Raw genomic sequence first — 15,658 nt, forward strand, 5'->3', positions numbered from 1 at the left:
AAAGTTGGGTATCAAAAATGCCCAACTTTTTTGTTGTGATAAAAATAAAAAGAGGGCAAAATAGCCCTCCTTTGGTTTAAATTTTAAACTTATAAAAATGAAAAAACTAATGTTTCTCGCAAAGATACAAAAGAATGAACGAGTAACAAATTTAGGTCGTGTTTTCCAAAGTATGATGGTCAAATATACCCAAAATTGATATAGAAAAATACAATTTCAAAAGTCTTGAAATGATTTAAGTTTCTTTGAAAAATAACACGTTTTTCTGACAGCCCTGCGAATTCTATGTCTCAAACGCGTATTATTTCCCTCAATATCAGTGGTGTATTTTTTTTGCCAATTTTATGATTATCTTCTTGAAAAACAGAAATAAAAGCCTCCCAGTTATCAGTACAAATTTGTCCAAAACTTACACCTAATTTCTTCAATTTTTCACGAAGTTTTCGAGCCGTTTTCTTGTTTCTTCTGCTCCATTGCCACGCCGCAATTTCTTTTGTTTTAGGACAATAGGCATAAATTAGCCGCTTTTTATTGTTCTTTTTACCAACAAAAGTCCAAAATTGGCTTCGCCGAACCACTTCGTTAGGTTTCATCTACTTGCAACGAGTTATAAAACAATTGTTTAGGTTTGATTTCTCGGCAAAAATTTATTAATACAGAAAGTATTTTTTTGATGCTAATTTGCCCTATTACAGTAGCATCTCGAATACCTACTCCTCTTACTAAAAGCAAAAGAATTTTGCTATAAATATCTGACCTACAACCTTTATAGGTTAAATTATGGTCGCCTACAAATTGGCGATGACAATCTTTGCAAAGATAATTTTGTTTTCCGTAGGATTTGAATCCATTTTTTACTATCCTTGTTCCTTGACAATTGGGGCAGTGCAGTGTAATTGTGATTTGCATTCAACAAAAATACTACATTTTTCCTTGATTGTCAATTTTTTATAGCATCATACTTTTTACAATACTAATATATTTTTATCTCAAAGGTTAAAATTACACTTGAAAATTGAGCCTAATTTTTGTCCATTATACCTTTTATATCAATTGTAAATTAGTTGCTTTTCTTTTGTTTTTTAGCGTTGTATTTAAAGTGGTATGCCAACATTTTGTAATACAACTTCGCTGCCAAAAAGGCGGTTGGTTTAGCTGCCGGACTGTCCATAAGTTCCACAATATCAAAGGCTACAACGTTGCATTTTTTGAATAGCTTGCGCAATAGTTTCAAAGTGGGATACCATTGTAAACCACCGGGTTCGGGCGTTCCGGTTGAAGGAGCAATGGACGGGTCAAAAGCATCTAAATCAATGGTTATGTACACATTACCGGATACTTTGTCAAGCACATCATCAATCCAGTTTTTATTTTTAGCGATTTCGTGTGCGAAAAATACGCGTCCTTTGGGGAGATATTGTTTTTCTTCAATGTCCATTGAGCGGATACCCACCTGTACCAATTTGTGTTTTTGGTTGGCTTCAAACACGGCACAAGCGTGGTTTGAAGTAGAACCGTGGAATTCAGGGCGTAAATCGGTATGTGCATCCAATTGAAGTACGGTTAGTTTCTCGTACTTTTCGCCCACAGCACGGATAGAGCCGATGGAAACCGAATGCTCTCCGCCGAAAAGCGTGAAGAGTTTGTCGTCGTGTTTTAAAAGTTCTTTGGTTTTTTGGTAAACGGCTTGGGTCATTGCCTCGGGTGAGGAGTTTTCTGAAACCTCGCCCGCCATATACACCCCGTGTAAATAAGGCTCGCTATCGGTTTCAATATCATAGAGTTCCATATTTTCGGAAGCATCTAAAAAAAGTTCGGGACCTTTGTCAGCGCCCTTGCCCCAAGTGGAAGTACCGTCATACGGCACGGTAACCAACATTACTTTTGAATTTTCAAGTGTTGCGTTTTCTTGCGGGATTCCTGCGTAAGTTCTGCTCATTTTTTTGTGTTTTTAATTTTTGTATGTAATTGTTATTGGGGCTATTACCTGTTAAGTGCCACCAAAAACAGGGCAAATATACGTAAAAACTTTGTATAAATATGGTGTTTTTTGGAGTTGATGGTTAAAAATACGCAAAAAAGTTTTTGATTTTAAGAAAAAAACAATATATTTGCTGGTGTAATTTTATTAACTGATGATTATAAGCCATTTACCTAATTATGTCCAAAGAAATTATTGCAATTTTAATATTTGACTTTTTAATCACTGGTATAATTTTATTGTTACATTTCTTTCCCGCCAAAGAAATCAACTATTTTTACGGCTATCGAACCAAACGCTCAATGAAAAACATTGAAAATTGGCAATTTGCTCAAAAACATTTTTCAAATCAGTGGATTTTTGTTCCGTTTATGGTTATGGTTACACAGGCGTTATTAATTTTTGTAGGTGAAATCGACCTGAAAAAAGAGCCACCCATTGTGCCAATCGTTTCGATGGTTGAGTTTTTTCTCGGGAGTTATTTTTGTGCTTTGACAACAGAAAGGGAATTACAAAAACGCGAAGATAACACCAAGAAACAAGATAATTAATCCCGATAAGTGTGTGTTGTAAAACTTTAAATGTTATCTTTGCAAAAAAAGCAATTATGACAACAAAAAAAATACTTTTGGCAAGCACTTCCACTGTTTACGGCGGTACGTACCTGTCTTACTTGCGTGATGAAATCGCTGATTTTTTTCAAGGAATTGATGAAATTTTGTTCATTCCGTATGCGCGCCCGAGTGGCATTTCACACGATGAATACACCCAAGTTGCCCAAAAAGGATTTTCAGCCGTCGGCAAAAAAATCGTAGGGTTGCACACCTTTGCCCAACCTGAAAAAGCTCTCAAACAAGCTCAGGCAATCTTCACCGGAGGCGGAAACACCTTTTTGCTGGTTGCGCAACTCTATCAGCTTAATCTGATGGACGTTCTGCGAGATGTAGCACAAAACGGTACACCTTATATGGGAACAAGTGCAGGTAGTAATATCGCCGGGCAAACAATGCAAACAACCAATGATATGCCCATTGTTTATCCACCAAGTTTCAAAACGCTCGGTCTTGTTCCGTTTAACTTAAATCCACATTACCTTGACCCCGATCCAACGAGCAAACATAAAGGGGAAACTCGCGAAACCCGCATTAAAGAATTCCATATGCTTAATGAAATTCCCGTGGTAGGACTTCGTGAAGGAAGTTGGATTCGGGTTGAAAATAATGAAATAATCCTAAAAGGAAATTTAACTGCCCGACTTTTCTTGCAAGGAAAACAACCCGAAGAAGTTTCAAAACTGCCTTTCTGATATTATTTTTTACCTAAATATACAAAAAATCCTGATGCTATGATATATTTTCATAGTATCGGGGTTTTCCCGAAAGTATAAAAAGTACTTCCGATAATAAAAAATAGTAAAAAAGTAGTTCTGTTTTTATATACTTATGTTGTCGGAGTTTTACCGAAAGTAAGTTTTTTAGTGCCGAAACATCAAAAACACTAAAAAATGTCCAAATTTCCTTTTCCTTCACGCAAAACTACGGGTTCGTTACCTGAAAGGTCAATTACCGTTGATGCAATATTGTCTCCGTAACCTCCGTCAATGACAATATCAACTTTGTTTTGCCATTTTTCAAATATAAGTTCGGGGTCGGTAGTATATTCAATAACATCATCATCATCGTGAATCGAAGTTGAAATTATCGGGTTTCCTAATCGTTCAACAATAGTTCGTGCGATAGCATTTTCGGGGATTCGGATACCTACCGTTTTTTTCTTTTTAAAAGCCGGCGGAAGATTATTGCTTCCCGGTAAAATAAATGTATAAGGGCCCGGAAGGGCGCGTTTTAAAATTTTAAAAGTACTTGTGTCAATTTGCTTTACATAATCTGAAAGATTGCTCAAATCAGGACAAATAAATGAAAAGTTAGCTTTCTCTAACTTAATTCCTTTTAGTTTAGCGATACGTTCTAATGCTTTTGCATTGGTAATATCACAACCTAAACCATAAACAGTATCCGTGGGATAGATTATTAATCCCCCATTTTTAAGTACATCTACTATTTTTGAAATTTCCCGTTCATTGGGGTTTTCGTTATATAGTTTAATAAAGGTAGCCATAATTTTATGAATTTATAAAAGTTTAAAATAGAATGCGCAAATATAATGAAAAAAACTTATATATCAAAATGGGTTAGCTTGATTTTTTTTCAACTTGATTTATAGTATAAATAAAATAAAGAATGTTGTTTTTGTTTCAATTAGATACTAAAAATAGTATTATGATGATGTAAAATGTATCCCGAAAGTTGTCGGGCATTTATTTTTAGTTATCGGAGATTGTCCGAAAATTATCGGGAAAGTGCCGATAGTTATTTTTAGTTTATTTAATGATGTTATTATTAGAAAAATATATTATAATTATATTTTTATGTCTGTTTTAAAGTTAAAAAAATGTTTTTTGTATTTAAAAAATAGTTATTATAAATATAAAATATGATGTAATTTTTCTTCTATAATTAAAAAATAGATTTAATTTTGCAGTTATTAATTTAGTTATAAATATGATATTAGAAAAAGAAATACAGTTTATTTTAGCGATTGATGAACTTAAAAATGTGCAAAGACGAAATTATATTTTGAATGATTCACGAAGAGAAAATTCAGCTGAACATAGTTGGCAAATAGTTGTTTTTGCACAAGTTTTATATCCGTATGCTAAAAATAAAGAGCAAATTAATTTATATCGAGTATTGAAAATGCTTTCAATTCACGATATTGTTGAAATTGATGCCGGAGATACCTTTGCTTTTGATGAAAAGGCAATGGCGGGTAAATACGAACGTGAATTGGCGTCTGCAAAACGGATTTTCGGTATTTTAGATGAGCCGCTTTGTAGTGAATTTCTTGCTTTATGGGAAGAATTTGAAGCTGCTACATCGCCCGATGCCGTGTTCGCCAATGCAATAGACCGTATTATGCCGTTTATTTTAAATGCGCATACTTCGGGTAAAAGTTGGAAAGAAGGAACTGTAACCGAGCAACAAGTCCGCAAAGTGATTGAGCAAGCCGTAAAGCGCGCTTCCGACGCCTTGGGTGAAGCCTTTGAGATACTGCTTAAAAAGGCTTTGGGCGAGCATAAAATTCGTTCGTAAACTTTTAGAAGTTTGAAAATGGTTTGAGGTTGTTTGAAGTAGTTTGAGATTGCTTGAAATGATTTGAGGTTATGTGTTTCAAACCATCTCAAACACGTAGCGTTAAACCACTTTAAAACTCTTGTTTATGAGTGTTTTAAAAATAAAACTGAAAGAAAATTTGCATATTACATAAATAGTTGTAATTTTGCACCCCAATTTCAGATACCTGTGTATCTGATTGAGTTATAAAGGAATGTTTAATTTTTAAAATGAGTAATGTGGACACATTAAGCTACAAAACAATTTCAGTGAACAAAGCCACGGCTAACAAAAAGTGGGTTTTGGTAGATGCTGAAGGACAGACGTTGGGTCGTCTTGCCTCAAAAGTGGCAAAATTGCTACGCGGTAAGTACAAACCCGAATTTACGCCACACGTTGATTGCGGTGATAACGTGGTTGTTATCAATGCCGAGAAAATCAATTTGACCGGTAATAAGTGGAACGACAAAGAATACCTTCGTTACACAGGTTATCCGGGAGGGCAACGAGTACAAATTGCCAGAGACGTTTTGGCAAAACACCCCGAGCGCTTGATTGAAAAAGCCGTTAAAGGTATGTTACCTAAAAACAAGTTGGGTGCAGCAATTTTACGTAATTTAAAAGTGTACGTAGGTACTGAGCACAAACACGAAGCTCAACAGCCTACTGCCATTAACTTAAACGATTTGAAATAATGGAAGTAATTCACAAAATTGGTAGGAGAAAAACCGCCGTTGCGCGTATTTATCTAAAACCCGGCAACGGAACTATCAGCGTAAACAAAAGAGAATTAAATGATTACTTTACCACTTCAACATTGCAGTACAAAGTAAAACAGCCTTTTGCTTTGTTAGGTGTTGAGGATACGTATGACGTAAAAGTAAACGTATACGGCGGAGGAATCACCGGTCAAGCCGAGGCTATCCGTTTGGCAATTTCAAGAGCTTTGTGCGAAGTTGATGTTGAAAACAGAGCGACCTTGAAACCCGAAGGATTATTAACACGTGACCCTCGTATGGTTGAGCGTAAAAAATTCGGTCAGAAAAAAGCTCGTAAGAGATTCCAATTCTCTAAACGTTAATGCTTTATCAAGAATAACAAAAGAAATTAAAACATTGTTGTCGTTGTTCCTTTTTCGTGAGGAATTTAGTTTAGCATCCAAATGTTTGGGGCGGGTAACTTCACCGAAACATTGCTAAATCAACGGAACGTAAACTAGTTAAAAAAAATGGCAAATAACATAGAAATTAAAGAATTACTGGACGCAGGTGTTCATTTTGGGCATTTGACTAGAAAATGGAATCCGAATATGGCGCCTTACATCTATATGGAGCGCAACGGAATTCACGTAATAAACTTATACAAAACGGCTGCCAAAATTGAGGAAGCCAATGAAGCACTTCGAAAAATTGCTGCTTCCGGCAAAAAAATCCTTTTCGTAGCCACTAAAAAACAAGCAAAAGATGTGGTTGCCGAGAAAGCCGCTGCGGTAAAAATGCCTTATATTACCGAAAGATGGCCGGGCGGTATGCTAACCAATTTTGTTACTATCCGTAAAGCGGTGAAAAAAATGTCGTCAATTGATAAAATGAAAAAAGATGGTACTTTTGAAACCCTTTCAAAAAGAGAAAAATTACAAATTGAGCGTTTAAGAGAAAAACTTGAAAAGAACTTAGGTTCAATTGCTGATATGTCACGCCTTCCGGGTGCGTTGTTCATCGTTGATACAATGCGTGAACACATTGCCGTGAAAGAAGCTCAAAAATTAAACATTCCTATTTTTGCTATGGTGGATACCAACTCTGATCCACGTCAGGTTGATTATGTAATCCCCGCAAATGACGATGCTTCAAAATCAATTGAGAAGGTGCTTTCATACGTAACCGAAGCCATTAACGAAGGGCTTGCCGGTAAAACGTCAGACAAAGACAACAAAGAGGCAGAAGCTGCTGAATAATTATTGAATTGCTTGAAATTGTTTGATGCTTAATATAAGTGTCAGATTTTCAAAACAATATCAAACAAAAAGATAAAGTAATTATGTGCTGAGGTAATGCCTTCAAAACATAATTACTTTTCGTTATTTTTATAAAATAAGTTGAATTAATTCATTAAAAAACGATTAAATATATGGCAAATATTACCGCCGCAGAAGTAAACAAATTAAGACAGGCAACAGGTGCCGGAATGATGGACTGTAAAGCCGCACTTATCGAAGCAGAAGGAGACTTTGATAAAGCCATTGAAATATTGCGTAAAAAAGGACAAAAAGTAGCTGCAAAACGTGCCGACCGTGATTCAAGCGAGGGCGCCGTTATTGCCAAAGTAAGCGCTGATAACACCAAAGGAGCTATCATTTCATTGAACTGCGAAACAGATTTCGTGGCTAAAAATGAGGCTTTTGTGGCTTTGGCAAAAGATTTGGCAGAGTTGGCTCTTTCTGTAAATTCAAAAGAAGAGTTACTAGCTTCTGACTACAAAGGAATTTCAGTTGCCGAGAAATTAACCGAGCAAACAGGTGTTATCGGTGAGAAAATCGAAGTGGGAGCTTTTGAAAAATTAGAAGCTGCTTACGTAGGTGGTTACATTCACCACGGAAATAAAATCGCTGCGTTGGTAGGGCTTTCAGCAAACATTGCCGACGCTACCGATGTATCGAAAAACTTAGCGATGCAAATCGCTGCTATGGGTGCAGAGGTGTTGTCAAACAAAGATTTTTCGGCAGAATACCTTGCCAAGGAAACTGAGGCACGTGTGGCAATCATCGCAAAAGAAAACGAAGAATTGGCACGTTTAGGTAAACCGCTTAAAAACGTTCCTAAATATGTTTCATATGCGCAACTTACTGACGCTGTGTTAAAACAAGCCGAAGAAGATGCCAAAGCAGAACTTAAAGCCGAAGGGAAACCAGAGCAAATTTGGGATAAAATCCTTCCCGGAAAAATTCAACGTTTTATCAGCGATAATACAACCTTAGACCAAGAGAAAGCCTTGTTAGACCAAGTGTATATCTCTGACGAGTCTAAAAAAGTGTCTGATTACGTGAAATCTAAAAACGTAGAAATAGTTGGATTTAAGCGCGTTGCGTTGTAAATTTAATTACATTAAAAAAAATAAGACAGTACAGTTTTTTGAAAATTGTACTGTTTTTTTTGTTTTTGACAAAAATGTATTTCACGCTCTTTTTGTTATTTACGCACAAAAAAGTATCTTTGCAAGCACGTTTCAAATTAAAAAAATAAATGCGATTACATCGAAATTTAACCGATGCGGTTATTGAAGGGTTGAGCTTTATCTGCAACGATAGTCAGTATGCCGATAAAGTTGTTGAAAAACAGTTAAAAAAGGATAAGCGTTGGGGAGCTCGTGACAGGGCTTTTATTGCTGAAACCATTTATGAAATGGTGCGTTGGAAACGCCTGTATGCCACCATAGCCGATGTGAAATTGCCTTTTTCAGTGCGTGATTTACGCAGAATGTTTGCCGTTTGGGCAGTGCTTAAAGGAATACCGTTGCCCAATTGGGGTAATTATTTTGAAAATACGCCTGAGAGAAGTATCAAAGGGAAATTTGATGAACTTTCAAAAATACGAAAATTTCGGGAGTCAGTACCTGATTGGCTTGATGATTTGGCACTGAAAGAGTTAGGCGAGGATTTTTGGACGAAAGAACTTCGCGCTCTTAATCAGTTGGCACCGGTTGTGTTGCGTGCCAATACGCTTAAAATAAGTCCGTTGCATCTCAAAGAAATGTTGCAAAACGAAGGTGTTCAAGCCGGTTTGCTTGAAAATTATCCGGAAGCTCTTGAACTGACCGAGCGTACTAACATATTCACAACCAATGCGTTTAAAAATGGATTGTTTGAAGTGCAAGATGCCTCATCACAAAAAGTGGCTCCGTTTTTGGAAGTTCAGGCCGGAATGCGCGTTATCGACACCTGTGCCGGAGCGGGCGGAAAAACCCTGCATCTGGCTTCGCTTATGAAAAATAAAGGGCAAATTATCGCGATGGATATTTACGAAAATAAACTTCAAGAACTCAAACGAAGGGCGCGCCGAAATGAAGTGTTTAATGTTGAAACTAAGCTAATTGACTCAAAGCAACTCAAACGAATGCAAGGCACTGCCGACCGTGTTTTGATTGATGCGCCTTGCAGTGGTTTGGGCGTTTTGAAACGAAATCCGGATGCCAAATGGAAACTGAAACTTGAATTTTTAGATGAAATTCGCCAAACGCAACAAGATATTTTACGTAATTATGCCAAGTTGGTGAAATCTGGCGGAAAATTGGTTTATGCCACTTGCTCCATTCTTCCGTCAGAAAATAAAATGCAAGTCGAACGTTTTTTAAATTCGGAAGCGGGTAGCGATTTTGAATTGGAACAAGACGAAGCTATTTTTGCACATATTTCGGGGTACGACGGGTTTTATATGGCAAAAATCAAACGGAAATAGAGCGATATTTTTGATTTATCAAAAAAAATCTGTTTTATTTGAAAAATAATCTGTAAATTGCACCTCTTTTTATGGCTATTTTTGAGTGAAAAACAATTTTTAGTGTTGTATTTTGTTGAAAAATAGTGTGTTGCGTTATTAATTGATGTGGGCTAAAAATGTATTTTACATATTGATTTTAGGAATGATGGCGGTTTCTTGTGAATATTTTTCAAAAGAAACACCACGTCACGCCATTGCTAGGGTGGGAGATACGTACCTGTATCGGGAAGACATAGCTTTGATTATGCCCCAGGAGTACACTCAAGAAGACAGCATCAGCATCACACAACGATTTATAAACAATTGGGCGATTAAAGCCTTGCTTTTGGCAAAAGCCGAACAAAACATAACCGGTGAGGAGAAGGAAAGTTTTGAGCGTTTGGTGAGTGATTACAAAGCTGATTTATACATTAATTCGTACAAAGAAAGGTTGATTAACAGCTCAATAGATACGATTGTCAAGCAAAGTGAAATGGAGTTTTTCTATCAGGAAAACAAAGAAACGTTTAAACTCAATGAGGCATTAATCAAACTCAGATACGTGCAAATTTCTTCCGATGAAAAACAGAAAAAAATTAACACCATTGAAGAAAAAATAAAACATTTTGAGGCTTCTGACAAAAGGGAATTGGATTCGATTTCATTGCAGTTTGTGTCGGTTTACTTGAACGATTCGGTTTGGGTAAAGGCTGAAAGCGTGCTTAAAAAACTTCCTTTTTTGGAGAAAAAAGTAGATGAAAATCGGCACGATTTTGTGCATCATAAAGATGAAAATGGCGTTTATTTGGTGCAAATTTGCGATGTTTTGCGGCGTAATGAACAAGCTCCCATTGAGTATGCCTTGCCAACATTGCATCAAATCATATTGAATAAGAGAAAGTTAGAGTTTGTAAAAAAACTTGAAACAGATATAATAAACACAGGTATTAAGAAAAAACAATTTGAAATTATTTATGAATAAGAAAATGCTATCCGTTATCGGGATGTTATTCATTGTGTGTAGCTTATGGTCTCAAAATGATACAGTTACAAATATTCAGCCTATCCAAAAACGCTTGAAAGTTGATGGTGTTGCGGCAGTTGTGGGTGATTATTTAATTTTGGAATCGGATATTGATAAGGCTTTTATTGAATTGCAACAGCAAGATGTTGATACCAAGTCCTTTACACGATGCCAAGTTTTAGGAAAACTAATGGAAGATAAGCTCTATGCTCATCAGGCGGTGCAAGATAGTATTTCGGTAAGTGATTCAGAAGTTAGGGAATCTGTAAATCAGCGTGTTGAAATGTTGGTGGCTCAATTGGGTGGCGATATGAAAAAATTGCTTGAATTTTATCGAAAAGACGATGAGCAATCGATGCGTGATGAACTTTTTGAACTGTTCAAACTCAATATGTTGGCACAACGAATGCGAGCTCAAATTGTTAAAAACGTGGAAGTTACCCCTGAAGAAGTACGTCAGTTTTTCAACTCAATTCCTGCCGATGAATTGCCGAAATTCGGTACGGAGTTGGAGGTAGCCCAAATTGTGGTAAATCCGGTGGCTCCAAAAGCTGAGGTACAGAAAATTATTGACCGATTGAATGAAATTAAAGCTGATGTGGAGCAAAATGGAACCAGTTTTTCAACCAAAGCGATTTTATATTCGCAAGACCGGGCTACCGGAGGGCAAGTTCTGACCTTCAACCGCGCTTCACATTTTGACAAGGCTTTCAAAGATGTGGCGTTTAGTTTGCAAAAAGGCGAAATTTCAAAGCCTTTTGAGTCAAGTTTTGGTTGGCATATCATTGAGGTTGATGATATTAGAGGGAAAGAAGTGAGCGTTCGGCATATTTTGTTAATGCCCGACATTCCCAGAGAAGCGCTTGCCGAAGCCAAGGAAAAAATTGAAAAAATCCGTCAGCGAATCGTAGATGGTGAACTTACTTTTGACGAGGCAGCCCGTAATTTTTCTGACGAAAAAGAAACCCGAAATGACGGTGGGCAACTTATCAATCCGGAAGACCTTTCAACGCGTTTCGAGCTTACACGTATGGAACCTGTCCTTTACGAGCGAATTTCAAAATTGCAAGATAATGAGATTTCCATAGCGCATTTAGACGAAGACAGAACGGGCAAAAAGAGCTATAAAATTTATCAAGTAACCAATCGTCACGAGGAGCATCAGGCTGATTTTGCGAGAGATTATGTGAAAATTCAAGATTTGGCGTTGAAAGAAAAACAATTAAAAGTCATTGCCAAATGGATGAAGGAAAATATTGAAAAAGCACATATTGCAGTAAATGGTGAGTACAGAAAGTGCACATTTTCAAATAATTGGCTTAAAAAATAATATTTTCAATCATTTGTTAGATGCAACTTTTTTATCACGCCGATATTGATGAGCATACAACTTCCTTTTTTTTTGAAAGAGAAGAAAGTCAGCATATTGTCAAGGTTTTACGAAAAAAAGAAGGCGATTTATTGTATGTGACCAACGGAAAAGGTTGGCTTTTTGAAACTCAAATAGCCCTTGCTTCACCCAAAAAATGTGAGGTTTCGATTTTGAAATACGAGTACAAAACGCCTCGTTCGTATTATTTGCATTTGGTGGTTGCCCCCACAAAAATGAATGAGCGTTACGAGTGGTTTTTGGAAAAAGCCGTTGAAATTGGCGTTGATGAGATAACACCTATCATTTGCCACCATTCAGAGCGTCAGGTGATTAAAAATGAGCGTTTTGAAAAAATTATACAATCGGCAATGAAACAATCTTTACAGTGTTTTTTGCCTAAACTCAATGTCGCAGTAGCGTCAGCCGATTTTTTTCAGCAGATGAAAAACGATGATTCTGCAAAGTTTATCGCTCATTGTCAGGAAGGTACAAAATATTTATTTTCAAACCGATTGAAGCCTTTCCCTGAAAAAATAACAGTTTTGATAGGTCCGGAAGGGGATTTTTCTACCGAAGAAATTAAAATGGCACTGCAAGGATATTTTTTGCCTATTTCACTGGGAGATAATCGATTGCGTACAGAAACTGCCGGAATTGTAGCCTGTGATGTTGTGTCAATATGCTCTAAATTAGAAATTTAGTATAAAATTATGAATTCAAAAACGATTGCAAACGGTATTTTACGGGCTGTTGGCACGATGATGCTGACAGTTTTGTTGCTTTATGCGCTTTATTTGGTAAGGTCAATTATCGTTTACATTATATTGGCATTGGTGATAACCTTGATAGGCAAGCCTTTGGTTTTTTTCTTTACTAAAAAGTTGAAAATCAGAAACAAAACAGTTTGTGTTTTACTAACGATGGCTTTGTTTATTTTACTGAGTTTAGGTACGTTTAGTTTATTTGTTCCGTTGTTGGTCTCACAAGGAAAAAATCTTTCTGGGCTAAACATTGACGCACTACGAACGAATTTAGACGGAATGTTATCACAACTATTTGATAAACTGGGGATTGACCAAGAAAGCTATCAAATGAGTGTTGCCGAGGCGCTCAATTTTATTGATATTCCCAATTTTTTAAATTCGTTTCTTTCCTTCATTGGTAGTTTTGGAGCAGGCGTATTTTCCGTTTTGTTTATCACGTTTTTCTTTATGAAAGACGGAAGCAAAATGATGAAATCGGGTTTGTCGTTGTTTTCACTGCGCCACGCACGCCGAATGCGAGTTTCAATATTCAAAATCAATAACTTACTGTCAAGATATTTTCTGGGTTTGGTGTTGCAACTAACCGTTTTGTTTGTGATTTACACCGTTGTACTACTTATTTTTGGAGTTGAAAATGCGCTTATTATTGCATTTTTATGTGCCTTGTTGAATATTATCCCTTATATAGGTCCGATTATCGGTTTTGTTTTGATGGCGCTTTTGACAATGAGCAGCAATATTAACAATGATTTTATGAGTGTAACCCTTCCTACAACGATTTACGTCTTGATAGGTTTTTTCATTGGTCAAATTATTGATAATGTTTTTGCACAGCCTTTGATATTTTCTAATTCGGTTAAATCCAGCCCGTTAGAAATATTTTTGGTAACCCTAATTAGCGGAACACTTTTGGGGGTTGTGGGTATGGTTATTGCGGTGCCAGCTTATACAGTGTTGAAAGTAATTTTGAAAGAATTTTTGCCAAACAATAAATTTATTGGATTACTGACGAAAAATTTATAGTTTTTTGCCAAAACATTAAAAATAAACGGGGTTGGGAAATGAAAACGTAAAATCGAGTTCATTTTCCAACTTTTTTGATGATACTATTTTTCCGGAAGGATTGGTTGTAAGGGCTATGTTTATGTTTTTCTGATAATTGATAATTTCCTGTTTTGTAGGGTGTTGTGGAGCAACAATGTTGTATGTTTTTGAAGTTGTGTTTTGGACTATCATTTTTTCAATAGCCAAGCAAACATCTTGATAATGAACGTGATTTACCATTTGATGCAAATCTGAAACGGCGTAATTACTAAATACGCGATTGCCGCCCATCAGTCCGCCCAATCGTAGAATGTTTATTTGTGGAAAAGCTATTTTCAGAAAATTTTCAACAAAAAGTAAATTGGGCTGTAATGCCGATGAAGGGAAATTTTCATCAATTTCAGTGTTTACAGAAGGATAAATACCCACAGAACCGGTAAAGAACAATTGTTTTTTGAAGGTTTTGATAAATTTTTGTAGGTTTTTGAGTCTTTGTTCTAAAAAATTAAACGCTAACTGTCGTCCAAATGGAATAGAGATGATAATAGAGTCCAAATTTTGAAGAGTTTCCCACTCTTTTACTGAAGAATCATTAAAATTAATTAAAAAAGAATGAAAATAGGACGGGAAATCCGTTAATTTCTTGACCGAAGTAGTGGTTACAAATAGTTCGTTATTGGCTGACAGTTGTTTTGCCAACCGAAAACCCAGCCACCCGCAACCGATAATTCCTATTTTCATTCCGTTTGGTTTATTTTTTGAAAGCCTGTGAAAGTTTTTCCACTATTTTGGTAATGTTTTCCGAATCAATGTTCTCATCTTTCAGCATTTCAGGGAGTTGTAACAATTGATTGATTGTCAGCCCGTTTGTTAAAACACGCAAAAGTGCAAGCCTTTCCTGTCCTTGCCGAACTAAAATAATCACTTCTTTAATGTTATCATCACTGCCAATGTAATCAATTTGGAACTTATTCCCTTTGCTGTTTGTTCGCACCAAATCTTGGTATTTTTCGTCATCTAGAATGGTTTTGATTTCGTGATATTCGTTGTTAGTTTTCTGAAAATCACTGTTTTTGAGTACCAAAACATTGATGTTTTCGATGCCCTCCAAGGGGTTTTCATTCTGTTTGATTGAACTTTTTAAAAGCTCTTTCGGTGAAATATTTATCGAAAAAAAGTCAGGATTTTCTGATTTTTCAACGATGTATTTCTGCAAACTTTTTGAGTTTTTACACGACTGAAAGCCCACCGTGAGCATACAGCAAAATGCTATTTTCAAGATGTTTTTCATACGGATTATTTCTTTTTAACGTCTTGAATTTCTTTTGGAAGGTTCATATTTTTGGTCAGCACCCCGATTTTGTTCAGGTCAATATCACCGTGCAAACTCAAAATAACGGTCTGTTTTGAATTGCCTCCGTCTTGCACAAACATCAACAATTCCGAAACGTGGTCGGCATTTTTTCCTTGTTTCACATAAAATTTCACGTTTGAACCCTTGTCTTTCACGCGCATCAGTTCGGTAAGTGATGACTTGCCGAGATACGCCTGTACTTCGTTTTTCATTGCTTGTCCAACCGATTGGTTTTCAGTAGTAAAAACTTTTAAACTGGTGAGTTTGTTGGCAATTTCCATAAATTCTTTGGCTTCGGCGTCTTTGCTATCAATTTTTGATAGCATCTGAAACATTTTTTGCGAAACCACAACGGTGGTTACCTCGTTGTTCTCTTCAAATTTATCAAAAACGGATTGTCCCATTGCCATAATTGAAGTTGCTAAAAAAATTGCCGTAAAAAATACTTTTGTTTTCATCTTATTTATATTA

The 15,658-nt window shown here is 36.3% G+C and carries 17 protein-coding genes and 1 pseudogene; 12 read left to right on the plus strand and 6 right to left on the minus strand.

Translation table 11 applies throughout. The features are described from left to right. Window positions 1–179: 179 nt before the first annotated feature. Both Q4D72_RS05165 and speB read right to left on the minus strand, forming a co-directional pair. Window positions 180–909: pseudogene (locus Q4D72_RS05165) on the minus strand (IS1 family transposase). A 151-nt stretch (window positions 910–1,060) separates the two neighbouring features. Beyond that, window positions 1,061–1,939 carry an agmatinase gene (speB, locus tag Q4D72_RS05170; RefSeq protein WP_303076509.1) on the minus strand — a complete coding sequence of 293 codons (879 nt, stop codon included), beginning with the start codon at window positions 1,937–1,939 and terminating at the stop codon, window positions 1,061–1,063. A gap of 221 nt (window positions 1,940–2,160) precedes the next feature. Between speB and Q4D72_RS05175 the strand changes: the two genes are divergently transcribed. Further along, window positions 2,161–2,532 carry an SdpI family protein gene (locus tag Q4D72_RS05175; RefSeq protein ID WP_303076511.1) on the plus strand — a complete coding sequence of 124 codons (372 nt, stop codon included), beginning with the start codon at window positions 2,161–2,163 and terminating at the stop codon, window positions 2,530–2,532. A 56-nt stretch (window positions 2,533–2,588) separates the two neighbouring features. Continuing rightward, window positions 2,589–3,287 (plus strand): dipeptidase PepE, encoded by a 699-nt coding sequence (pepE, locus tag Q4D72_RS05180; RefSeq protein ID WP_303076513.1) that lies wholly within the window; start codon window positions 2,589–2,591, stop codon window positions 3,285–3,287. A 191-nt stretch (window positions 3,288–3,478) separates the two neighbouring features. On the opposite strand, the gene Q4D72_RS05185 is transcribed toward pepE, so the two are convergent. Further along, entirely contained in the window at window positions 3,479–4,099 is a 621-nt protein-coding gene (locus Q4D72_RS05185) for an L-threonylcarbamoyladenylate synthase (protein ID WP_303076515.1), read from the minus strand. A 443-nt stretch (window positions 4,100–4,542) separates the two neighbouring features. On the opposite strand from Q4D72_RS05185, the gene Q4D72_RS05190 reads away from it, so the two are divergent. The 10 genes from Q4D72_RS05190 (at window position 4,543) to Q4D72_RS05235 (ending at window position 13,812) form a co-directional block, all read left to right on the plus strand. After that, on the plus strand, window positions 4,543–5,133 hold the full coding sequence (locus Q4D72_RS05190) for an HD family hydrolase (RefSeq protein ID WP_303076517.1): 591 nt from the start codon (window positions 4,543–4,545) through the stop codon (window positions 5,131–5,133). A gap of 260 nt (window positions 5,134–5,393) precedes the next feature. Then, on the plus strand, window positions 5,394–5,849 hold the full coding sequence (rplM, locus tag Q4D72_RS05195; RefSeq protein ID WP_303076518.1) for a 50S ribosomal protein L13: 456 nt from the start codon (window positions 5,394–5,396) through the stop codon (window positions 5,847–5,849). Beyond that, window positions 5,849–6,235 carry a 30S ribosomal protein S9 gene (gene rpsI / locus Q4D72_RS05200; RefSeq protein ID WP_303076519.1) on the plus strand — a complete coding sequence of 129 codons (387 nt, stop codon included), beginning with the start codon at window positions 5,849–5,851 and terminating at the stop codon, window positions 6,233–6,235. The genes rplM and rpsI overlap by 1 nt, the downstream gene beginning before the upstream one ends. A 147-nt stretch (window positions 6,236–6,382) precedes the next feature. After that, complete coding sequence (gene rpsB, locus Q4D72_RS05205) at window positions 6,383–7,111, plus strand: 30S ribosomal protein S2 (RefSeq protein WP_303076520.1); 729 nt, start codon at window positions 6,383–6,385, stop codon at window positions 7,109–7,111. Window positions 7,112–7,284: 173 nt separating this feature from the next. Beyond that, window positions 7,285–8,247, plus strand: coding sequence for a translation elongation factor Ts (gene tsf, locus Q4D72_RS05210; RefSeq protein ID WP_303076521.1), 963 nt, complete (start codon window positions 7,285–7,287; stop codon window positions 8,245–8,247). A 149-nt stretch (window positions 8,248–8,396) separates the two neighbouring features. Further along, a complete protein-coding gene (locus tag Q4D72_RS05215; protein ID WP_303076523.1) occupies window positions 8,397–9,608 on the plus strand; it encodes an RsmB/NOP family class I SAM-dependent RNA methyltransferase in 1,212 nt (403 codons plus the stop codon). Between the two features lie 145 nt (window positions 9,609–9,753). Further along, window positions 9,754–10,611 carry a peptidyl-prolyl cis-trans isomerase gene (locus Q4D72_RS05220; protein WP_303076524.1) on the plus strand — a complete coding sequence of 286 codons (858 nt, stop codon included), beginning with the start codon at window positions 9,754–9,756 and terminating at the stop codon, window positions 10,609–10,611. Further along, the gene (locus Q4D72_RS05225) at window positions 10,604–11,983 is read left to right on the plus strand and encodes a peptidylprolyl isomerase (RefSeq protein WP_303076525.1); all 1,380 of its coding nucleotides are present in this window, start codon (window positions 10,604–10,606) and stop codon (window positions 11,981–11,983) included. The genes Q4D72_RS05220 and Q4D72_RS05225 overlap by 8 nt, the downstream gene beginning before the upstream one ends. Window positions 11,984–12,003: 20 nt before the next feature. After that, window positions 12,004–12,726, plus strand: coding sequence for a 16S rRNA (uracil(1498)-N(3))-methyltransferase (locus Q4D72_RS05230; protein WP_303076526.1), 723 nt, complete (start codon window positions 12,004–12,006; stop codon window positions 12,724–12,726). A 9-nt stretch (window positions 12,727–12,735) separates the two neighbouring features. After that, complete coding sequence (locus tag Q4D72_RS05235) at window positions 12,736–13,812, plus strand: AI-2E family transporter (protein ID WP_303076528.1); 1,077 nt, start codon at window positions 12,736–12,738, stop codon at window positions 13,810–13,812. 15 nt (window positions 13,813–13,827) lie between these two features. Here Q4D72_RS05235 and Q4D72_RS05240 read toward each other — a convergent pair whose 3' ends face one another. From Q4D72_RS05240 to Q4D72_RS05250, 3 genes are read right to left on the minus strand one after another with little or no spacing between them, the layout of a single operon-like run. Next, the gene (locus tag Q4D72_RS05240) at window positions 13,828–14,574 is read right to left on the minus strand and encodes an epimerase (RefSeq protein WP_303076529.1); all 747 of its coding nucleotides are present in this window, start codon (window positions 14,572–14,574) and stop codon (window positions 13,828–13,830) included. A 10-nt stretch (window positions 14,575–14,584) separates the two neighbouring features. Then, window positions 14,585–15,124 (minus strand): DUF4252 domain-containing protein, encoded by a 540-nt coding sequence (locus tag Q4D72_RS05245; RefSeq protein WP_303076531.1) that lies wholly within the window; start codon window positions 15,122–15,124, stop codon window positions 14,585–14,587. Between the two features lie 5 nt (window positions 15,125–15,129). Beyond that, a complete protein-coding gene (locus Q4D72_RS05250) occupies window positions 15,130–15,645 on the minus strand; it encodes a DUF4252 domain-containing protein (protein ID WP_303076532.1) in 516 nt (171 codons plus the stop codon). Window positions 15,646–15,658: the final 13 nt, after the last annotated feature.

Origin of the sequence: Capnocytophaga sp., from assembly GCF_030532915.1 — a bacterium.
Taxonomy (GTDB): domain Bacteria; phylum Bacteroidota; class Bacteroidia; order Flavobacteriales; family Flavobacteriaceae; genus Capnocytophaga.

What these genes read in the sequence shown, in the direction of transcription:
- speB (WP_303076509.1), bottom strand. Translation starts at nt 1,939, where the DNA reads ATGAGCAGAACTTACGCAGGAATCCCGCAAGAAAACGCAACACTTGAA.
- Q4D72_RS05175 (WP_303076511.1), top strand. Translation starts at nt 2,161, where the DNA reads ATGTCCAAAGAAATTATTGCAATTTTAATATTTGACTTTTTAATCACT.
- pepE (WP_303076513.1), top strand. Translation starts at nt 2,589, where the DNA reads ATGACAACAAAAAAAATACTTTTGGCAAGCACTTCCACTGTTTACGGC.
- Q4D72_RS05185 (WP_303076515.1), bottom strand. Translation starts at nt 4,099, where the DNA reads ATGGCTACCTTTATTAAACTATATAACGAAAACCCCAATGAACGGGAA.
- Q4D72_RS05190 (WP_303076517.1), top strand. Translation starts at nt 4,543, where the DNA reads ATGATATTAGAAAAAGAAATACAGTTTATTTTAGCGATTGATGAACTT.
- rpsI (WP_303076519.1), top strand. Translation starts at nt 5,849, where the DNA reads ATGGAAGTAATTCACAAAATTGGTAGGAGAAAAACCGCCGTTGCGCGT.
- rpsB (WP_303076520.1), top strand. Translation starts at nt 6,383, where the DNA reads ATGGCAAATAACATAGAAATTAAAGAATTACTGGACGCAGGTGTTCAT.
- tsf (WP_303076521.1), top strand. Translation starts at nt 7,285, where the DNA reads ATGGCAAATATTACCGCCGCAGAAGTAAACAAATTAAGACAGGCAACA.
- Q4D72_RS05215 (WP_303076523.1), top strand. Translation starts at nt 8,397, where the DNA reads ATGCGATTACATCGAAATTTAACCGATGCGGTTATTGAAGGGTTGAGC.
- Q4D72_RS05220 (WP_303076524.1), top strand. Translation starts at nt 9,754, where the DNA reads ATGTGGGCTAAAAATGTATTTTACATATTGATTTTAGGAATGATGGCG.
- Q4D72_RS05225 (WP_303076525.1), top strand. Translation starts at nt 10,604, where the DNA reads ATGAATAAGAAAATGCTATCCGTTATCGGGATGTTATTCATTGTGTGT.
- Q4D72_RS05230 (WP_303076526.1), top strand. Translation starts at nt 12,004, where the DNA reads ATGCAACTTTTTTATCACGCCGATATTGATGAGCATACAACTTCCTTT.
- Q4D72_RS05235 (WP_303076528.1), top strand. Translation starts at nt 12,736, where the DNA reads ATGAATTCAAAAACGATTGCAAACGGTATTTTACGGGCTGTTGGCACG.
- Q4D72_RS05240 (WP_303076529.1), bottom strand. Translation starts at nt 14,574, where the DNA reads ATGAAAATAGGAATTATCGGTTGCGGGTGGCTGGGTTTTCGGTTGGCA.
- Q4D72_RS05245 (WP_303076531.1), bottom strand. Translation starts at nt 15,124, where the DNA reads ATGAAAAACATCTTGAAAATAGCATTTTGCTGTATGCTCACGGTGGGC.
- Q4D72_RS05250 (WP_303076532.1), bottom strand. Translation starts at nt 15,645, where the DNA reads ATGAAAACAAAAGTATTTTTTACGGCAATTTTTTTAGCAACTTCAATT.